Source organism: Burkholderia sp. AU31652, assembly GCF_002223155.1.
Classification (GTDB): Bacteria; Pseudomonadota; Gammaproteobacteria; order Burkholderiales; family Burkholderiaceae; genus Burkholderia.
In genome coordinates this window covers 664,865-685,718 of sequence record NZ_NKFG01000007.1, presented here as the reverse complement: position 1 = coordinate 685,718, position 20,854 = coordinate 664,865, and the positions used below count along the sequence as shown (strand labels likewise).

18 protein-coding genes are annotated in these 20,854 nt (G+C 67.6%); 10 read left to right on the top strand and 8 right to left on the bottom strand.

The window, feature by feature from the left end:
* Nucleotides 1–186: 186 nt before the first annotated feature.
* Complete coding sequence (locus tag CFB40_RS34805) at nt 187–1,167, bottom strand: bifunctional helix-turn-helix transcriptional regulator/GNAT family N-acetyltransferase (protein WP_089433892.1); 981 nt, start codon at nt 1,165–1,167, stop codon at nt 187–189.
* A 267-nt stretch (nt 1,168–1,434) separates the two neighbouring features.
* On the opposite strand from CFB40_RS34805, the gene CFB40_RS34800 reads away from it, so the two are divergent.
* Nucleotides 1,435–1,809 (top strand): sugar ABC transporter ATPase, encoded by a 375-nt coding sequence (locus CFB40_RS34800; protein WP_089433891.1) that lies wholly within the window; start codon nt 1,435–1,437, stop codon nt 1,807–1,809.
* A 44-nt stretch (nt 1,810–1,853) separates the two neighbouring features.
* On the opposite strand, the gene CFB40_RS34795 is transcribed toward CFB40_RS34800, so the two are convergent.
* Nucleotides 1,854–4,289, bottom strand: coding sequence for a PEP-utilizing enzyme (locus CFB40_RS34795; protein WP_089433890.1), 2,436 nt, complete (start codon nt 4,287–4,289; stop codon nt 1,854–1,856).
* A gap of 358 nt (nt 4,290–4,647) precedes the next feature.
* Here CFB40_RS34795 and CFB40_RS34790 point away from each other — a divergent pair, with 358 nt between their 5' ends.
* The gene (locus tag CFB40_RS34790) at nt 4,648–5,046 is read left to right on the top strand and encodes a surface-adhesin E family protein (RefSeq protein ID WP_089433889.1); all 399 of its coding nucleotides are present in this window, start codon (nt 4,648–4,650) and stop codon (nt 5,044–5,046) included.
* A gap of 162 nt (nt 5,047–5,208) precedes the next feature.
* On the opposite strand, the gene CFB40_RS34785 is transcribed toward CFB40_RS34790, so the two are convergent.
* The 5 genes from CFB40_RS34785 to CFB40_RS34755 all read right to left on the bottom strand — a co-directional run bounded on the left by CFB40_RS34785 (nt 5,209) and on the right by CFB40_RS34755 (nt 10,377).
* Nucleotides 5,209–6,384: an ABC transporter ATP-binding protein gene (locus CFB40_RS34785; protein ID WP_089433888.1), complete on the bottom strand. Its 1,176-nt coding sequence runs from the start codon at nt 6,382–6,384 to the stop codon at nt 5,209–5,211.
* Nucleotides 6,381–7,034: an ABC transporter permease gene (locus CFB40_RS34780; RefSeq protein WP_089429930.1), complete on the bottom strand. Its 654-nt coding sequence runs from the start codon at nt 7,032–7,034 to the stop codon at nt 6,381–6,383. The genes CFB40_RS34785 and CFB40_RS34780 overlap by 4 nt, the downstream gene beginning before the upstream one ends.
* A gap of 10 nt (nt 7,035–7,044) precedes the next feature.
* On the bottom strand, nt 7,045–7,956 hold the full coding sequence (locus CFB40_RS34775; RefSeq protein WP_089433887.1) for a glycine betaine ABC transporter substrate-binding protein: 912 nt from the start codon (nt 7,954–7,956) through the stop codon (nt 7,045–7,047).
* Nucleotides 7,953–8,669 (bottom strand): ABC transporter permease, encoded by a 717-nt coding sequence (locus CFB40_RS34770; RefSeq protein WP_089429928.1) that lies wholly within the window; start codon nt 8,667–8,669, stop codon nt 7,953–7,955. The genes CFB40_RS34775 and CFB40_RS34770 overlap by 4 nt, the downstream gene beginning before the upstream one ends.
* 613 nt (nt 8,670–9,282) lie before the next feature.
* Nucleotides 9,283–10,377 (bottom strand): AraC family transcriptional regulator, encoded by a 1,095-nt coding sequence (locus CFB40_RS34755; RefSeq protein ID WP_089433886.1) that lies wholly within the window; start codon nt 10,375–10,377, stop codon nt 9,283–9,285.
* Nucleotides 10,378–10,628: 251 nt separating this feature from the next.
* On the opposite strand from CFB40_RS34755, the gene CFB40_RS34750 reads away from it, so the two are divergent.
* Genes CFB40_RS34750 through CFB40_RS34740 form a run of 3 tightly spaced genes read left to right on the top strand, consistent with a single transcriptional unit; the run spans nt 10,629 to nt 14,930 of the window.
* Nucleotides 10,629–12,020, top strand: a complete 1,392-nt coding sequence (locus CFB40_RS34750) for an APC family permease (protein ID WP_089433885.1) — start codon at nt 10,629–10,631, stop codon at nt 12,018–12,020.
* A 57-nt stretch (nt 12,021–12,077) separates the two neighbouring features.
* Entirely contained in the window at nt 12,078–13,475 is a 1,398-nt protein-coding gene (locus CFB40_RS34745; protein ID WP_089433884.1) for an aspartate aminotransferase family protein, read from the top strand.
* Between the two features lie 30 nt (nt 13,476–13,505).
* On the top strand, nt 13,506–14,930 hold the full coding sequence (locus CFB40_RS34740; RefSeq protein ID WP_089433883.1) for an aldehyde dehydrogenase family protein: 1,425 nt from the start codon (nt 13,506–13,508) through the stop codon (nt 14,928–14,930).
* 178 nt (nt 14,931–15,108) lie between these two features.
* Here the strand turns inward: CFB40_RS34740 and CFB40_RS34735 are convergent, their stop codons facing one another.
* Complete coding sequence (locus tag CFB40_RS34735; RefSeq protein ID WP_089430150.1) at nt 15,109–15,963, bottom strand: FadR/GntR family transcriptional regulator; 855 nt, start codon at nt 15,961–15,963, stop codon at nt 15,109–15,111.
* A gap of 228 nt (nt 15,964–16,191) precedes the next feature.
* On the opposite strand from CFB40_RS34735, the gene CFB40_RS34730 reads away from it, so the two are divergent.
* The 5 genes from CFB40_RS34730 to CFB40_RS34710 all read left to right on the top strand — a co-directional run bounded on the left by CFB40_RS34730 (nt 16,192) and on the right by CFB40_RS34710 (nt 20,832).
* Nucleotides 16,192–17,400 (top strand): ABC transporter substrate-binding protein, encoded by a 1,209-nt coding sequence (locus tag CFB40_RS34730; RefSeq protein WP_089433882.1) that lies wholly within the window; start codon nt 16,192–16,194, stop codon nt 17,398–17,400.
* 69 nt (nt 17,401–17,469) lie between these two features.
* Entirely contained in the window at nt 17,470–18,330 is an 861-nt protein-coding gene (locus CFB40_RS34725; RefSeq protein ID WP_089433881.1) for a branched-chain amino acid ABC transporter permease, read from the top strand.
* Nucleotides 18,327–19,370: a branched-chain amino acid ABC transporter permease gene (locus CFB40_RS34720; RefSeq protein WP_089429922.1), complete on the top strand. Its 1,044-nt coding sequence runs from the start codon at nt 18,327–18,329 to the stop codon at nt 19,368–19,370. Before CFB40_RS34725 ends, CFB40_RS34720 begins: the two co-directional genes overlap by 4 nt.
* The gene (locus CFB40_RS34715) at nt 19,367–20,134 is read left to right on the top strand and encodes an ABC transporter ATP-binding protein (RefSeq protein WP_089429921.1); all 768 of its coding nucleotides are present in this window, start codon (nt 19,367–19,369) and stop codon (nt 20,132–20,134) included. The genes CFB40_RS34720 and CFB40_RS34715 overlap by 4 nt, the downstream gene beginning before the upstream one ends.
* Entirely contained in the window at nt 20,131–20,832 is a 702-nt protein-coding gene (locus CFB40_RS34710; RefSeq protein ID WP_089429920.1) for an ABC transporter ATP-binding protein, read from the top strand. Before CFB40_RS34715 ends, CFB40_RS34710 begins: the two co-directional genes overlap by 4 nt.
* The last annotated feature ends 22 nt before the right edge of the window (nt 20,833–20,854 follow it).

Genomic DNA, 20,854 nt, shown 5'->3' with positions numbered 1-20,854 from the left:
TCGTTATCGCGATACTCGTCTGGGGCATCGTGCGCGTGCGGCGCATCAAGTGATGCGCCGGCCACGCGTCGCGTGGACGCTCGAGTGCGGTTATCCTGCGCGTTCGACTTTTTCATCGAGAAATCAAGAACGTCTTCGATTCGCTCTTCGGGATGGGGTAGCGCGACGGAGCCGTCCCGTCGCCCCTCAGCCGCCCGACGGCCTCGGCCGGCTGAAGCGTTGCTCGACCACCTCGGTTCCCCAATGCGTGCCCGCGGATTCGTCGGTCAGCGTGAAGCCGGACGACTCGTACAGATGGCGCGCCGAGTCCAGCCCCTTGAACGTCCACAGATAGGTTTCGCGAAACCGCTGCGCGTCGACGAAGCGCATGGCTTCCGTCATGAGCCGGCGCCCGATGCCCGACCCGCGCAGCGCGTCGTTCACGATGAACCAGCGCAGGTGCGCGACGCCCGTTGCCGGGTCGCCGTCGATCGCGAGCGACGCGAGTGTCCGTCCGTCTTCCTGGCATAGCCAAAGCGCCTTGCCGTCGGCCGGTAGCGCAGCGGCGAATTCGGCCAGTTCGGTCGCCACCCGCTTTTCGAAAAAGGCGCCGAAGCCCCAGTGTTCCGAATAAAAGCGCGCGTGAAGGCTCGCGATATCGCCGATGCAGCCCGGTTGGTAACCTTCGCGGATCGCCGGCGCGTCGCGTGCCGGGACGGACGGTTTCGCGGCGTTGTCCTGCGCGAGCGCATCGGCATACAGCGCGAGCGAGCGCAGCAGCGCCTGCTGGTCGGCGGGCACCATGCGGCGCAGCGCATTCGACACCTGGTCCGTCGCGAACGTGTCGATTCTCTTCTGGAGCTTTTTTCCTTCGGCGGTCAGGTACAGCTCGATCGCGCGCGCATCGTCGCTCGACACGCGCCGCTCGACGACACCGGCCGCCTCGAGCCGCGCGAGTTGCCGGCTCGTGTTCGATTTGTCCAGCCGCAGGATGTTGCCCAGGTCGCGGGCGTTGATGCCGGGCGCCATCCCGATCTCGAGGATCGCGTGGACGGCCGAAGGCGCCCAGTCGCTGTCGGCCAGCGTCGCGCGCATGAAGCCGAGCTCGCGAACCAGTTTTCGGGAGAAGTCGCGCAGCTCGAGGATCGTGGCTTCGCGAGGCTTGGCGGGCGCGTCGATGAGGTCCATGGGTGGCCTGGAAAGGTTGCGGATCGCAATCAATAATAGTTGCGGGTCGCAACTTGATCAAGGCGAACTTTCATGGGGACGGATTGCACGGTGGGAGATGTTTCCAGAGGCCGGTGTCGGCGTGAACCAGGGCGGCGACGAGTGGTACTGACGCGGATGGCGGCGTGCCGCGAAGCGGACGCATACTGGGTGCATCCGGCCTGCCTGCCATGCGCGCACGGGCGTCGGCTGGCCATCGATCCGCGGCGGCGGACAACGGAGCTCACCATGAACCCTCTGAAGCCGATGACGATTGCGTTGCTTGCCGGATGCGGCATCAGCGCCGGCGCGGTCCACGCGGCCGGCAGCATGGATGCGCCGCCGTGCAGCGCGGCGCATGCGGCGGACCCGGGCGGGATCGCCGCGATGCCGGGCACGTCGGTACGCAGCTTCTCGACCGCCGGCTGCTCGGGCGCCGTGTTGCAGGGCGAACGGGCCACCGCGACGGTCAATGGCGACCGGGTCGAGTTGCGGGACGGCACCGTCTATGTGAACGGCCGTTCGTACGGCGCCGTCACGCCCGCGCAGACGGTCGAATACGAAGCCGCGCACGACCGCCGCACGCTGAAGGTCGACGGAGTCGTCCGCACGCCGGTGCGCTGACCCGCAAGCAGTTCAGGCTCAGGCGGACGACAACCGCATCTCGTTCATTCGACCAGCGTCAGCCGGCCGTCGCTGAGCCGCACCTCGCGCCCGATCCACGCCGCATCGACGCGCGGCAGCACGGCCGACGGCTTGCGCAGTTCGCGCAGCAGTGTCGCGCCGTGCGACAGCCGGCCGCCCATGCGCGCGATCACGGCGCGCGCGGCCTGGTACTGCGCGTGCCGGCCCGGGTCGAGCGTGTCTTCCAGCAGGATGTCGTGGCCGAGCACGCCTTGCGTGTGGCCCGGATAGATCATGAAGCCGGCCGCCTCGTCGGTGCCTTCGCTGCCGTCCTGCCAGAAACTGCCGTTGCGTTCGCGGCGATCGGGATGCGGCGCGAACCACGTGTCGCGATCGGCGGCCGGCATCGCATGATGCAGGCGGAAGAACACGCGCATCAGGTTGTCGCGATACCACTCGCGCACCTGCAGATACCAGCCGCGCATGCCGGGCGCGCCGAGCGCGTGGAGCACGCGAACCGGCAGCGGCCAGTCGGGAAACGCCTGCAGCGGGAGATCGGTAGGCATGGGCCGCGCGGTGCCCGGATCGGTTTCCCACGGCAGGCGATGCGGGCTGTCGTCGAGCTGGCCGTATGCGGTCGGCGGACGGCCCCACAGTGCGCCGCCGCTGCTGGCCAGCGACGACGCGATGCACAGGTTGCCCTGCACGACGAACACGTAGAAGCGCGTGAACCAGTCGGCCAGTTGCTGGCCGTCGGCGTGCTGCTCGACGAGCGTCGCGAGTTCCTGGTCGAAGCGCTGCAAGCCGCGTTCGAGTGTCGGCAGGTGCCCGCGCGCGACGCGCAGCATGCGCCAGAACACCGGCAGCGAACGCAGCAGCCGCAGCGGGCGCCAGCGCAGCGGCGGCGTCGCGCCGCCGATCTCGCCGGAGTAGTTGCCGGCCGACACGCCCCAGTCGGCGAGGCGGGCGAGGAACAGGTCGTTGTTGATATACGACGCGCCGCCATAGAGCGCGGTGAATGGTTCGTTGTCCTGCAGTACGCGTGCGTCCCAGCGCGCCATGATCGCCGGGATGCTGCCGGCCGCGCGTCGTTGCGCGTACTCGACCAGCCGGCTCGGCTGCGGCGGCAGGATCTCGGCGATGTTCGCGGCGGTCAGGTGGCGATGCCAGCCGTAGCTGCTGATCGGCCGGTATTGCAGCAGCCACAGCTGCCGGCCGTCCCATGCCCACTCGACGTCGCCCGGCACGTAGTGGAACGCGCGCAGCACGCGTTGCAGGAAGGTCCACAGTTGCGTCGCGCCCAGGCCGTGCGCGGTGGGGAACGTACCGCGCTGCCAGGGCTCGCCGAGCTGCGACAGGGTCGCGCGTTGCGGGCTGGCCTGCCCGTCGGCGAGCGTTTCGAGGTGGCCTTCCACCCATTCGACTTCGACCGCCAGATGCCGCACGAACGCGATGCCCGACAGCACGGGCGTGATGAAGCGCTGCACGACCGCTTCCTCGAGGCCGCCATCGAGCAGCTCCGCCACACGCGCGGCCGCCTGCGCTGCCGGTACGCGCAGGAACGTCGTATGCAGGCCGGCGTTGGCCGCATCGGCCTGGTCTTCACCGTGGCTCGACGAGCGGATCGCCCACTCGGCATCGGGCTGGCTCGCGAGAAAGCCGGGCAGGCGCGGATCGTCGGCGCGGGTCAGCGACAGCGCGGGCGGCACGGGCAGGCCGGCCATCGTCGCCAGCGCCAGACGCCCGCCCTTGGTATGCGCGACGAAGCCGGCATCGCCCGCTTCGAGCCAGTGCACGAATGCCGCCGGCGCGTCGATCCACGGATAGTGTCCCCAGCCGGCCTGCAGCGTGACGGTGAGGTCGGCGCGCGCGAGAATCGCCGACCACGCGGCGGCCTGGCGCACGCCGAGCACGTTGTCCTGGTCGCCCCATACGAGTTCGATGCGATCGGCGACCCACTCGAGCAGCGGTAGCGCGGTATCGGCGCGCACGAGATCCCAGTGCGGCAGGAACGCACGGCAGCGCGCATAGCCGGCGCCCATGCGGCGGTACTGTGCGCGTGTCCAGGTCAGGTTCGAGAACTTGCGGGCGAACAGCGTCGGGTAGTGCGCGAGCAGCCAGTGGATGGTCTTGCGCAGCGGCTTCGGCGCCATCAGTTTCGGCAGGCGGCGTTCCCACAGGAACGCGCCGACGGGCGCGAGCAGCACGCTGCGGCTGAAGTGGCCGGGGCGTCGCTGCAACGCGTGCAGCACCAGCAGCGCGTTCACGCCGACCGCCATGATCGCGTGGCCCGGTTCGGTCATGTCGAGCAGCGCTTGCGCATAGGCGGCGAGATCCTCGCAGGGCGGCGCGGGGTTGTCGCCGAACCCCGGCAGTTCCAGCGGCACCGGCTGGTAATGCCGGAAGTGGGGCAGCGCATCGTCCCACCAGTCGGCCGCGCTGCCGTTGCCGGCGAGGAGGTACAGGATCGGTTTGCTCATGGAGGCTTCGTCGGCGGGCGATCGTCGCAAGGGCGCGCGGTCGGGGCGGCGCCGTTTGCGGATGCCACGGGTCGTGTCCGTGTTGTCGTGTTCGCGTTGCGCCGGTGCGAGTGGAATGGAAGGGCGGCCCGCTCGGCTTGATGTTCGATTATTGCGGGCATTCTACGCGAGTCGAATTCATGCAATTCGCGATGCATTCGTCGCGCGGATTGTTCTATATGCGCTCGATAGGTGTGACCGGATGTCGATTGGGCGAAATGATTTGAAGTCGGTGAATGATCCGGTTTGAATCGCGCACGTCACGCAACCGGAGAAAGTAGAATCAGGCCGCCGGAATTCACCGAGCCGGATTCGAGGAATGAAAATGAAAAGACGCTGGATTGCGGGTGCATTCCTTGCGCTCGTCGCAAGCGGGGCATGGGCCGAGAGCTGGATCACGCTTGGCCCGGGCCCGGCTATCGCGCTCTATGTGGATCCCGCTTCCGTCGAGCGTCATCCGCTCAATTCGTGGGTGACGGTCAAGATCGTTTATGCCGAGCCGCGCCGTTACTCGGCGCCGTTTCCGGTGAAGCGCGTCGTTTCCGATTGGTCGTTCGACTGCGAGAACAAGACCTGGGCGATGGGCAAGACCAGCATGGTCGGAGTGCAGCCGGGCGAGGTCTACGTATCTCGCGAAAATTCGGATGATTACCGGTATGTCGAGCGCGACTCCATTCAGACGCTGGTCATGGATTACGTCTGCGGCAAACACGGATGATCGAAATGGCGTCCGCTCGCCGGTTCCGGTTCGACGGTTTTCAGTTGAAGGCGGGTCAGGCGGCGTTTGATCGCCGGGCCTGGCCGCGCGTTTTTTTCCATCGCGCACGGTATCGATTCGCTTGCCCGTGCCGGTGCGACGCCGCACCGGCACGGAGACGAATCAGTGCGTGGCGCTTGCCGCGACCGCATCGGCCGGGGTGCCGGGCGGCTGGCCCGTCTGCCGGCGCGAGCGGCCCGAGCTGAGGTACGCGGCAATCGAGTCCTGCGTGATCTCGCCGAGCCACGCGCCGTCGGGGTCGAGCACCGGCATCCACGACGCGCTGTACTGGTACATCTTCGACAGCACGATGCGCAGGTTGTCGTCCGCCGCGACACCGGCCGGGAAGGGCGTCACGCGCTCGCCGCACACGCCGCCGCCGGTGCGCGCCGCGCGGCGCGTCACGTAGCCGAGCGCGCGGCCCGCGTCGTCGAGCACGGTCAGGTAGCGGCAGTCGGTTTCGTCCATCACGGCGAGCGCGTGCGCGAGCGGCGTATCGACCCGGGCCGTTTCGGGCTGCGTGGCGGCGTCGCCGGCCTTCACGAGCAGCAGGCGCTTGAGCGTGCTGTCCTGGCCCACGAACTGCGCGACGAATTCGTCGCGCGGGCGGGCGAGCAGCGTGTCGGGGTGATCGTATTGCACGAGCTGGCCGCGCCGGAACACGGCGATGCGATCGCCCAGCTTGATCGCTTCGTCGATATCGTGGCTCACCATGATCACGGTCTTGTTCAGTTGCCGCTGCATCTGGAAAAACTCGTTCTGGATCGATTCGCGATTGATCGGATCGACCGCGCCGAACGGCTCGTCCATCAACAGCACGGGCGGATCGGCGGCCAGCGCGCGAATCACGCCGATCCGCTGCTGCTGCCCGCCCGACAGCTCGCGCGGATAGCGTTTCAGGTACAGCTTCGGATCGAGCGCGACCATCGCCATCAGGTCGCGCGCGCGTTCGGCGCAGCGCTTCTTGTCCCAGCCCAGCAGGCGCGGCACGACGATGATGTTTTCCTCGATCGTCATGTTCGGGAACAACCCGATCTGCTGGATCACGTAGCCGATGTGGCGCCGCAGGTCGACCTCGTTCAGCTGCGCCGTATCCTCGCCGTTGATCAGCACACGGCCGGACGTGGGGGCGATCAGCCGGTTGATCATCTTCAGCGTGGTGGTCTTGCCGCAACCCGACGGGCCGAGGAACACGCAGATTTCCCCCTCGGCCACCGAGAGGCTCACGGCGTCGACGGCGCGCACGGCCTGGCCGTCCTTGCGCGTGAAGGTCTTGGTCAGTTTGTCGAGTTCGATCATGTCTTCTGGACTCCCTTCGGTGTCAATGCTCGCTGCAGCCTCTGCAGGAGCCGGTCGGCGACGATCGCGAGCAGGCTCACGAGCACCGCGCCCACCAGCAGTTTCATCATGCTGCTCTGGCCGATGGCGCGCAGGATCAGCGTGCCGAGCCCGCCCGCGCCGACCACGGCGGCGATCGTCATCACGCCGATGTTCATCACGACCGCGGTGCGCACGCCCGCGAGAATCACGGGCACCGCGAGCGGCAGGTCGACGAGCCGCAGGCGCTGCCACGACGTCATGCCGATGCCGGTGCCGGCTTCCTTGATGCCCGCATCCACGTTGTGCAGCGCGAGGTACGTGTTGCGCATGATCGGCAGCAGCGAGTACAGGAACACGGCCGTGATCGCGGGGGCGGCGCCGATCCCCTGGCCGAAGCGCGAGAAGAGCGGGATCATCAGGCCGAACAGCGCGATGGACGGCAGCGTGAGCACGATGGTCGCGACGCCGAGCAGCGGCCCGGCAAGCCAGTCGTGGCGATTGATGAGGATGCCGAGCGGCACGCCGGCCACGATCGCGCAGCCTACGGCGATGCCGACCAGCCAGATGTGCTGCAACGTGAGTTGCAGCAGTTCGGGCCAGCTCGACGCGAGATAGTCGAATACGCTCATCGGTTCTCCTTCAGGGCAGCTTGTGCGTGCGCAGGAACGCGTCGGCGACGTCGCGCGGCGACTTGCCGTCGAGGTCGACCTCCTTGGCCATCGCCTGCATCACGTCGTTGTCGAGCGCGGCCGACAGCGCGTTGAGCTGCGTCGCAAGTTTCGGATTGCGATCGAGCGTGCCCTTGCGCACCACGGGCGTCGCGTTGTACGGCGGGAAGAAGTGCTTGTCGTCCTCGAGCGGCACGATGCCGAAGCCCTTCACGCGCCCGTCGGTCGTGTAGACGAGGCCGATCTTCAGCTGGTTGTTGTGCAGCGCCGTGTAGACGAGCCCCGGTTCCATCTGCTTGAGCTGCGCGCGGCTGAACTGCATGCCGTAGGCGGCGAGCAGCGGCTTCAGCCCGTCGGGGCGATTCGCGAATTCGGCGTCCATCCCGAACACGTAGTGCTTCGCGGCCGGATCGGTCTTCAGGTGCTCGGCGAGCTGCGAGACGGTCCGGATGCCGGTGGCCTGCGCGAGCGGGCTGGGCAGGCCGATCGCGTAGGTGTCGTTGAGCGGCGACGCGTCGAGCCAGACGAGCCCGCGCGGCACGTCGAGCGCCTTGACGCGCCGGTACATTTCGTCGGGCGACAGCTTGTCGTTGATCTTGTTGTAGACGAGCGCAGCGGTGCCCGTGTAATCCCACATGAGATCGAACTGGCCGTTCTCCAGCGCGCTGCGCACGAGCGTGCTGCCGAGGCCCGAACGGACTTCCACGTCGTAGCCGCGCGCGCGCAGGTATTGCGCGGTGAGTTCCGCCAGCACGTATTGCTCGGTGAAGTTCTTCGCGCCCAGCACGAGCTTCGCCGCGCAGGCCGGTGCGCTCGCCGCCACGCACAACGCGGCGACGGCGCACAGGCGCGCGAGCGATCGAATGGTGCGGTGGAGCGTCATGCGGCACCTCCGTGGCGGGCGAGCCAATGGCGGCTGCCGGCCGCGACGAGGCCGTCCAGCACGAGCGCGAGGATCGCGGTGAGCGACGCGCCGAGCAGCAGCAGCGGCTGGTTGTCGAGATAGATGCCGGGGAAAATCAGCGAGCCGAGACTGTCCGCACCGATCAGGTACGCGAGCGGGGCCGTGCCGACGTTGATCGCGAGCGCGGTGCGCACGCCGCCGACGATGATCGGCAGCGCATTGGGCAACTCCACGCGCACGAGCGATTGCCAGCCCGTCATGCCGATGCCCTTGGCGGCTTCGCGCAGCGCGGCCGGCACGTTCTTCATGCCTTCGTAGGCATTGCGCGTGATGGGCAGCAGCGATGCGAGGAACAGCGCGACGATCGCGGGCACACTGCCGATGCCGAAGATGCCGAGCGCGATGGCGAGCACGGCGAGCGACGGGATCGTGTTGCCGATGTTGAAGACCTGCATGAAGCGCTCGGCCTGATGCTGGAAGCGCGGCCGGCTCAGCAGCACGCCGGCCGGCACGCCCACGGCGATCGCGAGCGCCATCGAATAGACGACCAGTAGCATGTGCTGGCCCGCGTAGTACGCGAGATCGTCCGCGCGCTGGCTGAATGTGTCGGCGCCGATGCCGCGGGCGAGCGCCCAGGCGATGGCGACGATGGCGATCAGGCTGCCCACCAGCTGGACAGTGCGTCGAGTCATGAAGATACACCCCCTCAATCTCGGTGCGGCACACGCACGAGCGCGCGCCGCGTGGACGCCGGATGGCGCCGCGATGGAAGTTCGTGATCCCGGCATGGCCGCGATTTGAACTGACGGAAACAGTCATGCCGGCCGCAACGAGGTGCGACTGGCGGTCGAGTGAACGCAATGCTGCGTTCGTCTGATTGTCATGTTCAGCCCGGCGGCGCCGTCATGGCGAGGCGCGTTCGAGCAGGGCACCGCCCCGTGAGGACGGCATGGATGCGGCGGGCGTGACACCTGCCGCTGGAGCCGGAGGCCCCCTTGACGTGGCGAAACGGATGCATGCGCAACGAATTGCGAAATGACATCACGTTGCACACGAGATCATGCATTTTGTGATGAAGTTGGGCTGAGTATAGAGTAATCGAATGATCGCGTCTACCTTGGGGAGCGATCGGGATTGCGTGCCGACGATCGTGCGGTGGCGATGAAACGGGGAAGGATCAGGTGTTTGAAAAATGATTCGAATTCCGAATCGATTGACGAGGCCGTCGACTTGAAGCGGGTTTCGCGAGCGCCCCAGCGTCGTGCCCGACCGTCACGCACCACCATATCTCCACGCGCGCCCGGCCTATTCGCTGCCGTCCTGATCGGCGCGCGGTGCCCTGCCGGTCCAGCGTCGATATGCGTGACGGAAACTGCGCGGCTCGCTGTAGCCGAGACGTTCGGCGATGGCCGCGACCGTCAGCTCGGGATCGTCGAGCATCCGCACTGCTTCGTCGCGGCGCACGTCGTCGAGGAGCGACTGAAACGTGAGACCGTCCTTGTCGAGCCGCCGGCGCAGCGTGCGCTCCGTCAGGTGCAGTGCATCCGCGAGCGACGTCATCGACTTGAAGCGCGCGAGGTCGCGCGCCATCAGCTCCCTCGCGCGATCGGCGAAGCGCGTGCCGACCGACGCGGCCCACTGCCGTTCGAGCGCCTCGCACTGGCCATGCAACGCGTTGAAGCTGACTTCGTTCGCGAGCAGCGGCGTCTCGGTGCCGTTCACCGACGTGAATACGAGACGGTTGTCGCCCGCATTGAACACGACCTTGCAGCCGAAGTGGCGCGTGTAGTCGGCCGCGTTGCGCGGCGTGCGGCGCGCGAGCTGCACCTGCTCGGGCCAGACCGGCTTGCCGACGAGATCGGACACGATCAGCCGCAGGCTCGACAGGCACATGTCGACCTGGAACACCTCGAGATCGGGCTCGCCGTTGTAGCGACTGATCGTCACGCTCATGCCGTCCGCGTGCGTATCGATACGCACATCGAAATACAGCCCCATGAACAGCGGAAACTGGCCCATGCACCGGAACGCCTGCATCACCGAGCCGCTGATCAGCATCGCGTAGCCGGCGAGGCCGAGCGTCGATACGTGCAGCCGCGCGCCGATCGACAGACCGATCGACGGCACGCCGCTGCACTGCAGCAGGTTGTGGAAGCAGCGCTGCTCCTGGCCGCGATTCACGTGCAGGTTCGGCGACGCGACTTCGTCCGCGCCGAGCCCCGTGCCGTCGAGCAGCGCGGCGCCGTCGATATGCCGCACGCGGCACTCGTCCAGCGCGACCGCAATCGCGTGGACGGTGGCAGGAATGTCCTCCTGGCGCCCGGCCGGGCGTGCGAGGCCGAGCGACGAGCGCAGGCTGCGCTCGGCCCGGCTCTGGTCTGGATGGGGGCGGCTGTTCATGGTGCTGAAGGGGCGACGGGGTCGCGTAGAACATAGCCGGAATGTCCGCAAAACGCCAGTGCCGCACAGCAGCATGCATGGCTCGCCGGCGCGACGCACGGCGGTGTGTCCGGAAATATCCCCTGATTACGTCCGCTTTTCTCATTCGTGGCGGATTTTTTGGCGCACCACACTTTCTCCCAGTCGTGCGCCGCCGGCCGTGCCGGGCGAACGAGTGTTGAAGCCGTGAACGCCACCCACGTGAGGACAGCATGGACAACGACAGCCCAGGTCGATACGCGTCAGCCGCCGCGATGCATGACGTCGGCGCGCACGCGATGCGAGGCGACGCGGACCAACACCGCAAGCCGCACCTGCTCGGGCTCGCGACGCTGGTGATCTTCGGCCTCGCGTACATGCTGCCGATGACGGTGTTCACGACTTACGGGATCGTCACGAGCGAGACGAACGGGCACCTGACCGCCGCGTATGCGGTCACGCTGGTGGCGATGCTGTTCACCGCGCGCAGCTACGGCCACATGGCGCGGCTGATGCCGAGCGCCGGGTCGGCCTATACGTTCGCGAGCCGCAACTTCGGCACGTCGGCCGGCTTCATGGTCGGCTGGGCGTTGCTGATGGACTACCTGTTCATCCCGATGATCAGCTACCTCGCGATCGGCATCTACATGAAGCAGATTTTCCCGGGTGTGCCGGCCGGCGTGTGGATCGTCGGCAGCATCGTGCTGATCACCGGGCTGAACATCGTCGGCATCCGGCTCGTCAATCGCGTGAACCTGATCCTGATCGCGAGCCAGCTCGTGTTCATCGCGATCTTCTTCATCGCTTCCGCGCGGGTCGCGTCGGGCGAAGGGCTGTCGATGGCCGTCGCGCTGCCGTCGTCGGGCGATGCGCGGGCGATCTTCGCCGGCTCCGCGATCCTGTGCCTGTCGTTCCTCGGCTTCGACGCGGTCACCACGCTGTCGGAGGAAACGCGCGAGCCGAAGCGCACGGTGCCGCGCGCGATCCTGCTCTGCACGCTGGCGAGCGGCGTGCTGTTCATGCTGGTCGCGTACGTCGGGCAAGTGGTGTTTCCCGACTGGCACGCATTCAAGGATCTCGATTCGGCCAGCCTCGACCTGATGCGGCGCATCGGCGGCGGCACGCTGTCGGCGTTCTTCGTCGCGGTGTACGTGGCCGGCTGTTTCGCGAGCGCGATGGCGGGCCAGGCGAGCGTGACGCGCGTGCTGTTCGCGATGGGCCGCGACCGCGTGCTGCCCGAACGCGTCTTCGGCCACCTGCATGCGCGGTTGCGCACGCCGGTGCGCGCGACGCTCGCGGTCGGCATCGTGTCGCTGTCCGCGCTGTTCATCACGCTCGATCTCGCGTCGACGATGATCAGCTTCGGTGCGCTCGTCGCGTTCGCGGTGGTGAACCTGTGCGTGATGCGCAGCTATCTGTGCCGGCCCGAGCATCGCCGCTTCGCGGGCTGGATCACGTTCGGCGTGATGCCGGCGATCGGCTTCGCGATGAACGTGTGGCTCTGGTCGGGCCTGTCGCGCCAGACGTTCTACGTCGGCACCGGCTGGCTCGTGCTCGGACTCTGCCAGCTCGTGTGGCTCACGCGCGGCTTCACGCGCCCGGCGCCGACGCTGTCGATGAATTGAATGACCGGTGGCCGACTGCCGGCCGCCGGCTCTGAAACCCTGAAGGAGGAATCATCCATGAACGCTGTTGACGTCAATCTCGATGCGGACCTGCAGGCCATCGGCAAACGCCACCTGCTGATGCATTTCACGCACGCCGATGCGTATCGCGACCACGCGCTCACCGTGTTCGATCGCGGCGAGGGCTGCTGGCTCGTCGACCGCAACGGCAAGCGCTACTTCGACGGGCTGGCCGGGCTGTACTGCGTGCAGGTCGGCTACAGCCACGGCGCGGAAATCGGCGACGCAATCCGCGAGCAGATGGTGCGGCTGCCCTTCGCGACCAACTGGGGTGTCGGCCACGAGCCGGCGATCAAGCTCGCGCACAAGCTCGCGGCGCTCGCGCCCGACGGGCTGAACCGCGTGTTCTTCACGTCGAGCGGCTCGGAGTCGAACGAATCGGCGATCAAGCTGGTGCGCCAGTATCACCAGTCGCGCGGCGAGCCGCAGCGGCGCAAGTTCATCGCGCGGCGCGTCGCGTATCACGGCACGTCGTTCGGCGCGCTCGCGCTGAACGGGATGACGAACTTCCGCAAGCATTTCGAGCCGCTGATGTCGGGCGTGCGGCACGTGGGCAACACGAAGCGCTACGGCCGCCCGGCGGGCGAGACGGAAGCGCAGTTCACGCGCCACCTGCTCGACGAGATCGAATCGCTGATCGTGCAGGAAGGGCCGGATACCGTCGCCGCGATCGTCGTCGAGCCGCTGCAGAACGCGGGCGGCAGCCTGACGCCGCCGGCCGGCTATGCGGCCGGGTTGCGCGACATCTGCGACCGGCACGGCGTGCTGCTCGTCGCCGACGAAGTGATCTGCGGGTTCGGCCGGCTCGGCGAATATTTCGGCTCCGCGCGCTACGGGCTGAAGCCGGACATCATCACGTTCGCGAAAGGCATCGCGTCGGGCTACGTGCCGCTCGGCGGCGTGATCGCGAGCGACGCGGTGGTCGACACGGTGCTCGACGGCCCGCAGCAGATGTTCCTGCACGGCGCGACCTACGGCGGCCACCCGGTCGCGTGCACGGCCGCGCTCGCGAACCTCGCGATCATGGCGCGCGAAGGCGTGCTCGAGAACGTCCGCAGCAACGAAGCGGTGTTCCGCCAGACGCTCGACGGCCTGCTCGAACTGCCGTGCGTCGGCGACGTGCGCGGCGACGGCTATCACTATTCGCTCGAACTCGTGACCGACAAGGCCGCGCGCTGCTGGGCGGCCGGCATCAGCGCGCAGGCGTTCGTGTCGACGCTGCTCGCGCCCGCGATCTTCGACGCAGGGCTGCTGTGCCGCGCGGGCGTCGATCACGAAGGCACGCCGATCGTGCAGTTCTCGCCGCCGCTCGTGATGTCGCGCGACGAGATCGTGTGGTTCGTCGCGAAGATCCGCGACATCCTCGTCGACACCTATGCACGGGCGACGCGCTGAGCGCGGCGTCCTTCATTTCAGGAGCATTCGATGAGAACGACACAACAGTCCTACATCGACGGCCAGTGGCTCGATCCGGCTGACGCACGATCGATCGACGTGATCGATCCGAGCACGGCGCGGCCGTATGCGCAGCTCAGGATCGGCGATGCGGCCGACGTCGATCGCGCGGTCGGCGCGGCGAAGCAGGCTTTCGACACGTATTCGCGCTGGCCGGTGGACGAGCGCGTCGCGCTGCTGCGGCGCGTGCTCGACATTTACCAGCGCCGCTACGAGGAGGTCGCGCGGACGATCAGCCAGGAGATGGGCGCGCCGATCGCATTCGCGCGCGCGATGCAGGCGGCCGTCGGCACCGCGCACCTCGAACAGACGATCCGCGCGTTGCAGTCGTTTCGCTTCAGCACGCAGACCGATTCGCTGCTGGTGTCGCACGAGCCGATCGGCGTATGCGCGCTGATCACGCCGTGGAACTGGCCGATCAACCAGATCGTATGCAAGGTCGCGCCGGCGCTCGCGGCCGGTTGCACGATGGTGCTCAAGCCGAGCGAGATCGCGCCGTTCAGCGCGATCCTGTTCGCGGAGATCCTGCACGAAGCCGGCGTGCCGCCCGGCGTGTTCAACCTCGTGCACGGCTACGGGCACGAAGTGGGCGACGCGCTGTCGCGGCATCCGGATGTCGACATGGTGTCGTTCACGGGCTCGACGCGCGCCGGTGTCGAGGTCGCGAAGGCGGCCGCCGATACCGTGAAGCGCGTGCACCAGGAACTCGGCAGCAAGAGCCCGAACCTGATCCTGCCCGACGCCGATATCGAGGACGCGGTCACGCGTGGCGTGCGCAGCTGCTTCAGCAACAGCGGCCAGTCGTGCAATGCGCCGACGCGCATGCTCGTGCATGCCGATCATCTGGCGCTGGCCGAGCAGGCCGCGCGGCGGGAGGCGGAGCGCACGGTCGTCGGCGATCCGCGTTCGACGGAAACCGGTATCGGGCCGGTGGTCAGCCGCACGCAGTTCGACCGCATCCAGCACTTCATCCGGCTCGGGATCGAAGAAGGCGCGACGCTCGTCGCCGGCGGGCCGGGGCGGCCTGACGGGCTCGGTGAAGGGTTCTATGTGCGGCCGACGGTATTCTCGAACGTCACGCCCGACATGACGATTGCGACCGAGGAAATCTTCGGGCCGGTGCTGTCGATCATGACCTACCGGACCGAAGAAGAAGCCGTCGCGCTCGCAAACGATTCGGTCTACGGGCTCGCGGCCTACGTGCAGTCGAAGGATATCGAGCGTGCGCGCAGGGTGGCGGCGCGGTTGCGGGTCGGCAACGTCCACATCAACTACCCGGCATGGAATCCGGCCGCGCCGTTCGGCGGCTACAAGCGCTCGGGCAACGGCCGCGAGTATGCGGAGTTCGGCCTCGTCGAGTATCTGGAGACGAAGGGCACGACGGGGTACGCGTGAGCGTCCGCACGATGCGGCGCCCGCCCGGGTGAATCGCGGCGCGCGTGCGCGATTGCCTGCGCCGCTCGCGGCGGCCGGCCGCCACGGCCACGCACGGCGTCGGCAGTGACCGCGTGGCTGATACTTCCCGTGCGCTGCGGAGCACGCGGCGTCGCGCCGACGCCGCGCTCGCCGGCAGTCAGTCCTCGTCGGGATCCGTTGCGCCCGCATCGGATCCCGCAACGGGCGCGGCGGCCCGCCGGCGGATCTCGGAATCGAGGATCAACCGCCCGCGCAGCTTGCCCTTCATCCGCTTCACATGCTTGGGCGCCTCGGTCATGTGCTCGACCATCAGCGCCCGGACGCGCTCGGCGTCGCGCTCGCGCGCGGCCTGCAGGATCGCCTTGTGGATCGACACGTTCGCTTCGCCGAAGCGCTTGTGCTCCACGAGCGGCGTATCGTTCCGGAACTCGATCAGTTGCCGGATCATCTCGTTGATCAGCTCGCAGCTGAAGCGCAGGAACGGGTTCGGGTTCGCGGCCGCGAGGATGTCGTGGAACGTCGTGTCCTCCTGGCGCTGGCGCAGCATGTGCCCGCGGTCGTGCACGCCCGACGCGCCGTCGCAGCACGCGATGTTCGCCTCCAGCGCCGCGAAGTCGCGCTCGCCCAGATGCGGCACGGCACCGGCCGCCAGCTCGGGTTCGAGCAGCTTGCGCACGGTGTAGATGTCGTCGATCGTCACGTCCTTGAAGAACAGGTAGTTCTGCAGCAGCTGCAACGTGCGGTCGAGCGGCACCTCGACGACCATCCCGCCGCCGGACGGCCCCGTGGTGACCTTGATCAGCCCTTGCACCTCGAGCGACTTCAGCGCCTCGCGGATCGTGCTCTTGCTCACCGCATAGAGCTGCTGCAGCTCGGCTTCGCGCGGCAGGCGATCGCCCGGCTTCAGGTCCTTCTCGGTGATCAGCCGCTTGATCTCCTCGGCGACGAGGTCGGCCCGCTTCGGCTGCTTGATTTCGACCGCGAGGCCCGCCCTGGCTCGGTCCATGACCATCTTCACGACTCCTTTGTCTGACTGCGCGCCGCGTCATCGTCGACGATCCGTTCCGGCGCGGGTACGGAATTTTGCCTGATTGACACCAATTTTGATCAACTCTAGCATCAGGTTCATTCTATTTATCATGATAAATAGGATCAACCGGCGGCGCGCATCCTGCAGGGCGTGGGCACGGTTTGGCAGTCGGTCGCATCGCGTGTGTCCCCCTTTATCAGGAGCGTCAACTTGAATCGCCGAGAACTGTTGAAACTGGCCGCGCTGTCGGCCGTGCCGGGTGCGCTCGGCAGCATGTCGTCCCGCGCCGCGTTCGCGCAGGGTTCGTCCATCCAGCTCGCATGCCCGGTGCCGATGTCGGGGCCGTTCGCGGCCAACGGCAAGTACGCCGATCTCGGCATGCAGCTCATCGTCCAGCAATACGGCAAGGTGCTTGGCGCGCCGCTCGCCTACACGGCGCTCGACACCGAGGGCAAGCCCGCGACCGCCGTGCGGCGCGTGCAGGAGATCGCGCAGCAGAAGGGCGTGCGTTTCTTCGCGGGCGGCATCCTGTCGTCCGAGTCGCTGGCGATGGGCAAGGAAGTCCAGAAGGCGGGCGGCGTGTTCATCACGACGGCCGGCGCGGACGAGATCACCGGCAAGGATTGCAATGCCGCGACGTTCCGCTGGTCGGTGCCGACCTTCGGCGCGATCGAGCAGACGGTGCGCCCGTTGACCCAGATGCTGCCGAAGGCGAAGCGCTGGTACACGATCACGCCGCAATACGTGTTCGGCGACGGCCTGCTGTCGGCCGCGAAGGCGATCTTCAAGGAAAAGGGCATCGAGCATGTCGGCAACAGCTACCACTCGCTCGCCGAGAAGGAGTTCAGCGGCTACCTGACGAATGCGGCGGCTGCGCAGCCGGACGTGCTGCTGATCCTGAACTTCGGCTCGCAGTCGTCGGACACGCTGCGCCAGGCCGTCAGCTTCGGGATGAAGCGCAACTGCACGATCCTGCTCGCGTGGGCATCGGGCCTCGAGCAGTTCGAGGCGCTCGGGCCCGACATCTGCGACGGCGTGTATTTCGGCGCGCAGTACTGGCACGGCATCGATTCGCCGCTGAACCGCGACCTCGTGAAGCGCGCGAACGCCACGTTCAAGGCGAACCCGAACTACAGCCTCGCGGGTTCCTACATCTGCTCGAAGATCCTGGTCGACGCGATGGTGAAGGCCGGCAGCGCCGATCCGAAGAAGGTGGTCGCGGCGATGGAGGGCATGAAGTACGACGGCCTCACGGGCCCGGAGGAAATCCGCAAGGGCGACCACCAGGTGCTGAAGAACTACTACCTGCTGAAGGGCAAGCCGAAGAGCCGGATGAAGAACGCGGACGACTACGCCGACATCGTCAGTTCGGGCCAGTCGTTCCTGCCGGTCGACAAGACGAGCTGCAAGCTCGCGTGACGCAGTGCATGCGTCCGCGGCCGTCGCGCGCCGCGGACGTCCGTTACCTTCCTTTCTGACACGGAAGCCATGAACGTCTATCTGCTGCAGATCGTCAACGGCATCGGCGTGGGCATGCTGTATTTCCTGCTCGCCGTCGGCCTGTCGATCGTGTTCGGCCTGCTGCGCTTCGTGAACTTCGCTCACGGTGCGTTCTACCTGCTCGGTGCGTATCTCTGCTACCAGGCGCTGCAATGGTCGGCGAATTTCTGGGTCGCGCTCGCGGTCGTGCCGCTCGTCGTCGGCGCGTTCGCGTGGAGCGTCGAAAAGCTCGTGCTGCGTCATGTGTACGCGCAGCAGCACGAATTCCACATACTCGCGACGGTCGGGCTCGCGCTCGTGCTGCAGGAGTGCGCGATCCTCGCGTGGGGCCCGCTCGGCGACAACGTGCCGCCGCCCGACGTGCTGAACGGCGTCGTGATCTGGGGCGGCTTCGTCTACCCGAAATACCGGCTGTTCGTGATCGCGTTCACGGCCGTGCTCGCCGCGCTCCTGTGGTGGGTGCTCGAAGGCACGCGGCTCGGCAGCACGGTGCGCGCGGGCAGCGAATCGACGGAGATGGTGTCGCTGCTCGGCATCAACGTGACGCGCGTGTTCAGCCTCGTGTTCGCGCTCGGCGCGGCGACGGCCGCGCTCGCGGGCGTGCTCGCTGCACCGATCCGCGGCGTCGACCCGTTCATGGGTATCGAGGCGCTCGGTGTCGCGTTCGTCGTGGTCGTCGTCGGCGGGATGGGGAATTTTCTCGGGGCGCTGGTCGGCGGGCTGCTGGTCGGCATCGTGCAGAGCCTGATGAGCACGCTGTGGCCGGAAGGGGCGCGGCTGATGATCTATGTCGCGATGGCGGCCGTGCTGCTGTTGCGTCCGAACGGGTTGCTGGGGAGGGCCGCATGATCGAATCGTCGAAACCGCTGCCGCCCGGGACGGCGGCCTCGTCACGCCCGCGGCCGTGGCGCGGCGCATGGCAGCGGCCGGAAGGCTGGCTCGCGGTGGCCGTCGTGTGCGCGCTGCCGGTTGCGCTGAGCTCGGGCTCGCTCGCGACCGAGGTGCTGGTGTTCGCGCTCGCCGCGCTCGGCTGCAACCTGCTGCTCGGCTACACGGGGCTGCTGTCGTTCGGGCAGGGCATCTTCTTCGGGCTCGGCAGCTACGCGGCGGGGCTGGTGCTGACGCACGGCGTCGCATCGGTGACTGCCGCGCTGGTGGCCGCCACCGTGCTCGGTGCCGTCGCGGCCGCGCTCGTCGGCTGGTTCTCGATCCGGCAGCGCGGCACTTATTTCGTGATGCTGACGCTCGCGTTCGGGCAGCTGTTCTACTTTCTCGCCTATACGACGCCGGACCTCACGGGCGGCGACAACGGGCTGCTCGACATCCCGCGCCCCGCGCTGTCCCTGTTCGGGCATCCGCTCGTCTCGCTCGATTCACCGTGGCGCTACTACGGCTTCGTCGCGGTGCTGTTCGTCGCGGTGTTCTGGCTGTTGTTGCGCGTGTCGCGCTCCGTGTTCGGCCGTACGCTGCTCGCGATCCGCGACAACGAGGCGCGCGCGGCGGCGGCCGGCTACGACGTGAAGCGCTTCAAGCTCGCGGCGTTCGTGCTGTCGGGTGCGGTCACGGGTTTCGCCGGTGCGCTGCACGCGTTGATGACGGGCATCGCGCCGCTGTCGAACATCGACTATCACACGAGCGAGATGATCCTCGTGATGACGGTGATCGGCGGCACGGGCAACCTGTTCGCATCGGTGCTCGGCGCGGCGTTCTATGTGCTGTTCGCGGACTGGCTGTCGACGCTGTGGCCGCGCTGGCTGCTGCTGCTCGGCCTCGTGCTGATCGCGGTCAGCCTGTTCATGCAGCGCGGGTTGTGGGGACTGGGTGAACGCGTCGCGGCGTCGCTGCGGCGCGGTGCACGGACGGCGACGACGACCGGGGAGCAGCAATGAGCGAAGCGATTCTCGAGGCGCGCGGCATCGTCAAGCGCTACGGCAAATTCACGGCGCTGGGCGGCGTCGACCTGCGGATCATGCCGCGCACCGTGCATTCGGTGATCGGGCCGAATGGCGCCGGCAAGACGACACTGTTCCATACGTTGACGGGCACGCTGCCGATCACGTCGGGCTCGATCCTGTTCGACGGTCACGACGTGTCGCGCGAACCCGATCACAAGCGCGTGCGGCGCGGCATCGCGCGCTCGTTCCAGGTGACGAGCCTGTTTCCGAACCTGAGCGTGCGCGAGAACCTGCGCGTCGCCGCGCAGGGCGTCGAAGCGCGGCGCGCGCTGAATCCGTGGGCGGCGCCGCGCGGTGCGCTCGCGCACGACGGCATCGTCGACGACGTGCTCGAGCGGCTCGGCCTGCAGCGCTTCGCCGATACGGCGGCGGGCGTGCTGTCGCACGGCCAGCAGCGCCGGCTCGAGGTCGGGATGGCGTTGGCGGCGCGACCGCGCGCGATCTTTCTCGACGAGCCGACGTCGGGCATGGGGATCGACGATCTCGACGACATGAAGGCACTGATCCGCGGCCTGCGAGACGACTACACGGTCGTGCTGATCGAACACAACATGGGCATCGTGATGGACATCTCGGACACGATTACGGTGATGCAGCAGGGCCGCGTGCTGGTCGAAGGCAAGCCGGACGCGATTCGCGGCGATGAGCGCGTGCGCAGCGCGTATCTCGGCAACATGATCACGGGAGGCCGCGCATGATGCTCGACGTGAAGGACGTTCATGCCTGCTACGGCAAGAGCCACATCCTGCAGGGCATTTCGCTGAACGTGGACGAAGGCGAGACGGTGACGCTGCTCGGCCGCAACGGCGCGGGCAAGTCGACGACGCTCAAGACGATCGCGGGCGTCGTCGCGCCGACCGGCGGCACGGTGACGTTCGCGGGCCGGCCGGTGTCCGGGCAGCCCGCGCACCGGATCGCCGCGCGCGGCCTGTGCTTCGTGCCGGAGCATCGCGGGATTTTCCGCCTGCTGTCGGTCGAGGAGAACCTGCGGCTCGGTGCGCGCCGCGATTCACCGTGGCAGCTCGACGACATCTACCGGATCTTCCCGCGCCTGAAGGAGCGCCGCCGCAACGGCGGCGCGCAGTTGTCGGGTGGCGAGCAGCAGATGCTCGCGATCGGCCGCGCGCTGATGAACCACCCGCGGCTGCTGATGCTCGACGAGCCGGTGGAAGGGCTCGCGCCGGTGATCGTCGAGGAGATCGTCGAGCAGCTGAAGCGGATCAAGGCGGCCGGCGTGGCGATCCTGCTCGTCGAACAGAACCTCGAAGTGTGCACGCAGCTCGCCGACCGCCACTTCGTGATCGAACAGGGCGTGATCGTCTACGAAGGCAGCAACGCGGCGTTCGCGGCCGATCACGAGGTGAAGGACCGTTACCTGGGCGTCGGTGTCGCGTAAGCGCCGCGTCCTTTCATTGCGA

Excerpts from the sequence above, each read along its gene's own strand:
- CFB40_RS34755 (WP_089433886.1), bottom strand. The coding sequence starts at position 10,377 with ATGAACAGCCGCCCCCATCCAGACCAGAGCCGGGCCGAGCGCAGCCTG.
- CFB40_RS34795 (WP_089433890.1), bottom strand. The coding sequence starts at position 4,289 with ATGAGCAAACCGATCCTGTACCTCCTCGCCGGCAACGGCAGCGCGGCC.
- CFB40_RS34710 (WP_089429920.1), top strand. The coding sequence starts at position 20,131 with ATGATGCTCGACGTGAAGGACGTTCATGCCTGCTACGGCAAGAGCCAC.
- CFB40_RS34775 (WP_089433887.1), bottom strand. The coding sequence starts at position 7,956 with ATGACGCTCCACCGCACCATTCGATCGCTCGCGCGCCTGTGCGCCGTC.
- CFB40_RS34780 (WP_089429930.1), bottom strand. The coding sequence starts at position 7,034 with ATGAGCGTATTCGACTATCTCGCGTCGAGCTGGCCCGAACTGCTGCAA.
- CFB40_RS34740 (WP_089433883.1), top strand. The coding sequence starts at position 13,506 with ATGAGAACGACACAACAGTCCTACATCGACGGCCAGTGGCTCGATCCG.
- CFB40_RS34805 (WP_089433892.1), bottom strand. The coding sequence starts at position 1,167 with ATGGACCTCATCGACGCGCCCGCCAAGCCTCGCGAAGCCACGATCCTC.
- CFB40_RS34770 (WP_089429928.1), bottom strand. The coding sequence starts at position 8,669 with ATGACTCGACGCACTGTCCAGCTGGTGGGCAGCCTGATCGCCATCGTC.
- CFB40_RS34790 (WP_089433889.1), top strand. The coding sequence starts at position 4,648 with ATGAAAATGAAAAGACGCTGGATTGCGGGTGCATTCCTTGCGCTCGTC.
- CFB40_RS34720 (WP_089429922.1), top strand. The coding sequence starts at position 18,327 with ATGATCGAATCGTCGAAACCGCTGCCGCCCGGGACGGCGGCCTCGTCA.
- CFB40_RS34785 (WP_089433888.1), bottom strand. The coding sequence starts at position 6,384 with ATGATCGAACTCGACAAACTGACCAAGACCTTCACGCGCAAGGACGGC.
- CFB40_RS34715 (WP_089429921.1), top strand. The coding sequence starts at position 19,367 with ATGAGCGAAGCGATTCTCGAGGCGCGCGGCATCGTCAAGCGCTACGGC.
- CFB40_RS34735 (WP_089430150.1), bottom strand. The coding sequence starts at position 15,963 with ATGGTCATGGACCGAGCCAGGGCGGGCCTCGCGGTCGAAATCAAGCAG.
- CFB40_RS34750 (WP_089433885.1), top strand. The coding sequence starts at position 10,629 with ATGGACAACGACAGCCCAGGTCGATACGCGTCAGCCGCCGCGATGCAT.
- CFB40_RS34800 (WP_089433891.1), top strand. The coding sequence starts at position 1,435 with ATGAACCCTCTGAAGCCGATGACGATTGCGTTGCTTGCCGGATGCGGC.
- CFB40_RS34745 (WP_089433884.1), top strand. The coding sequence starts at position 12,078 with ATGAACGCTGTTGACGTCAATCTCGATGCGGACCTGCAGGCCATCGGC.
- CFB40_RS34725 (WP_089433881.1), top strand. The coding sequence starts at position 17,470 with ATGAACGTCTATCTGCTGCAGATCGTCAACGGCATCGGCGTGGGCATG.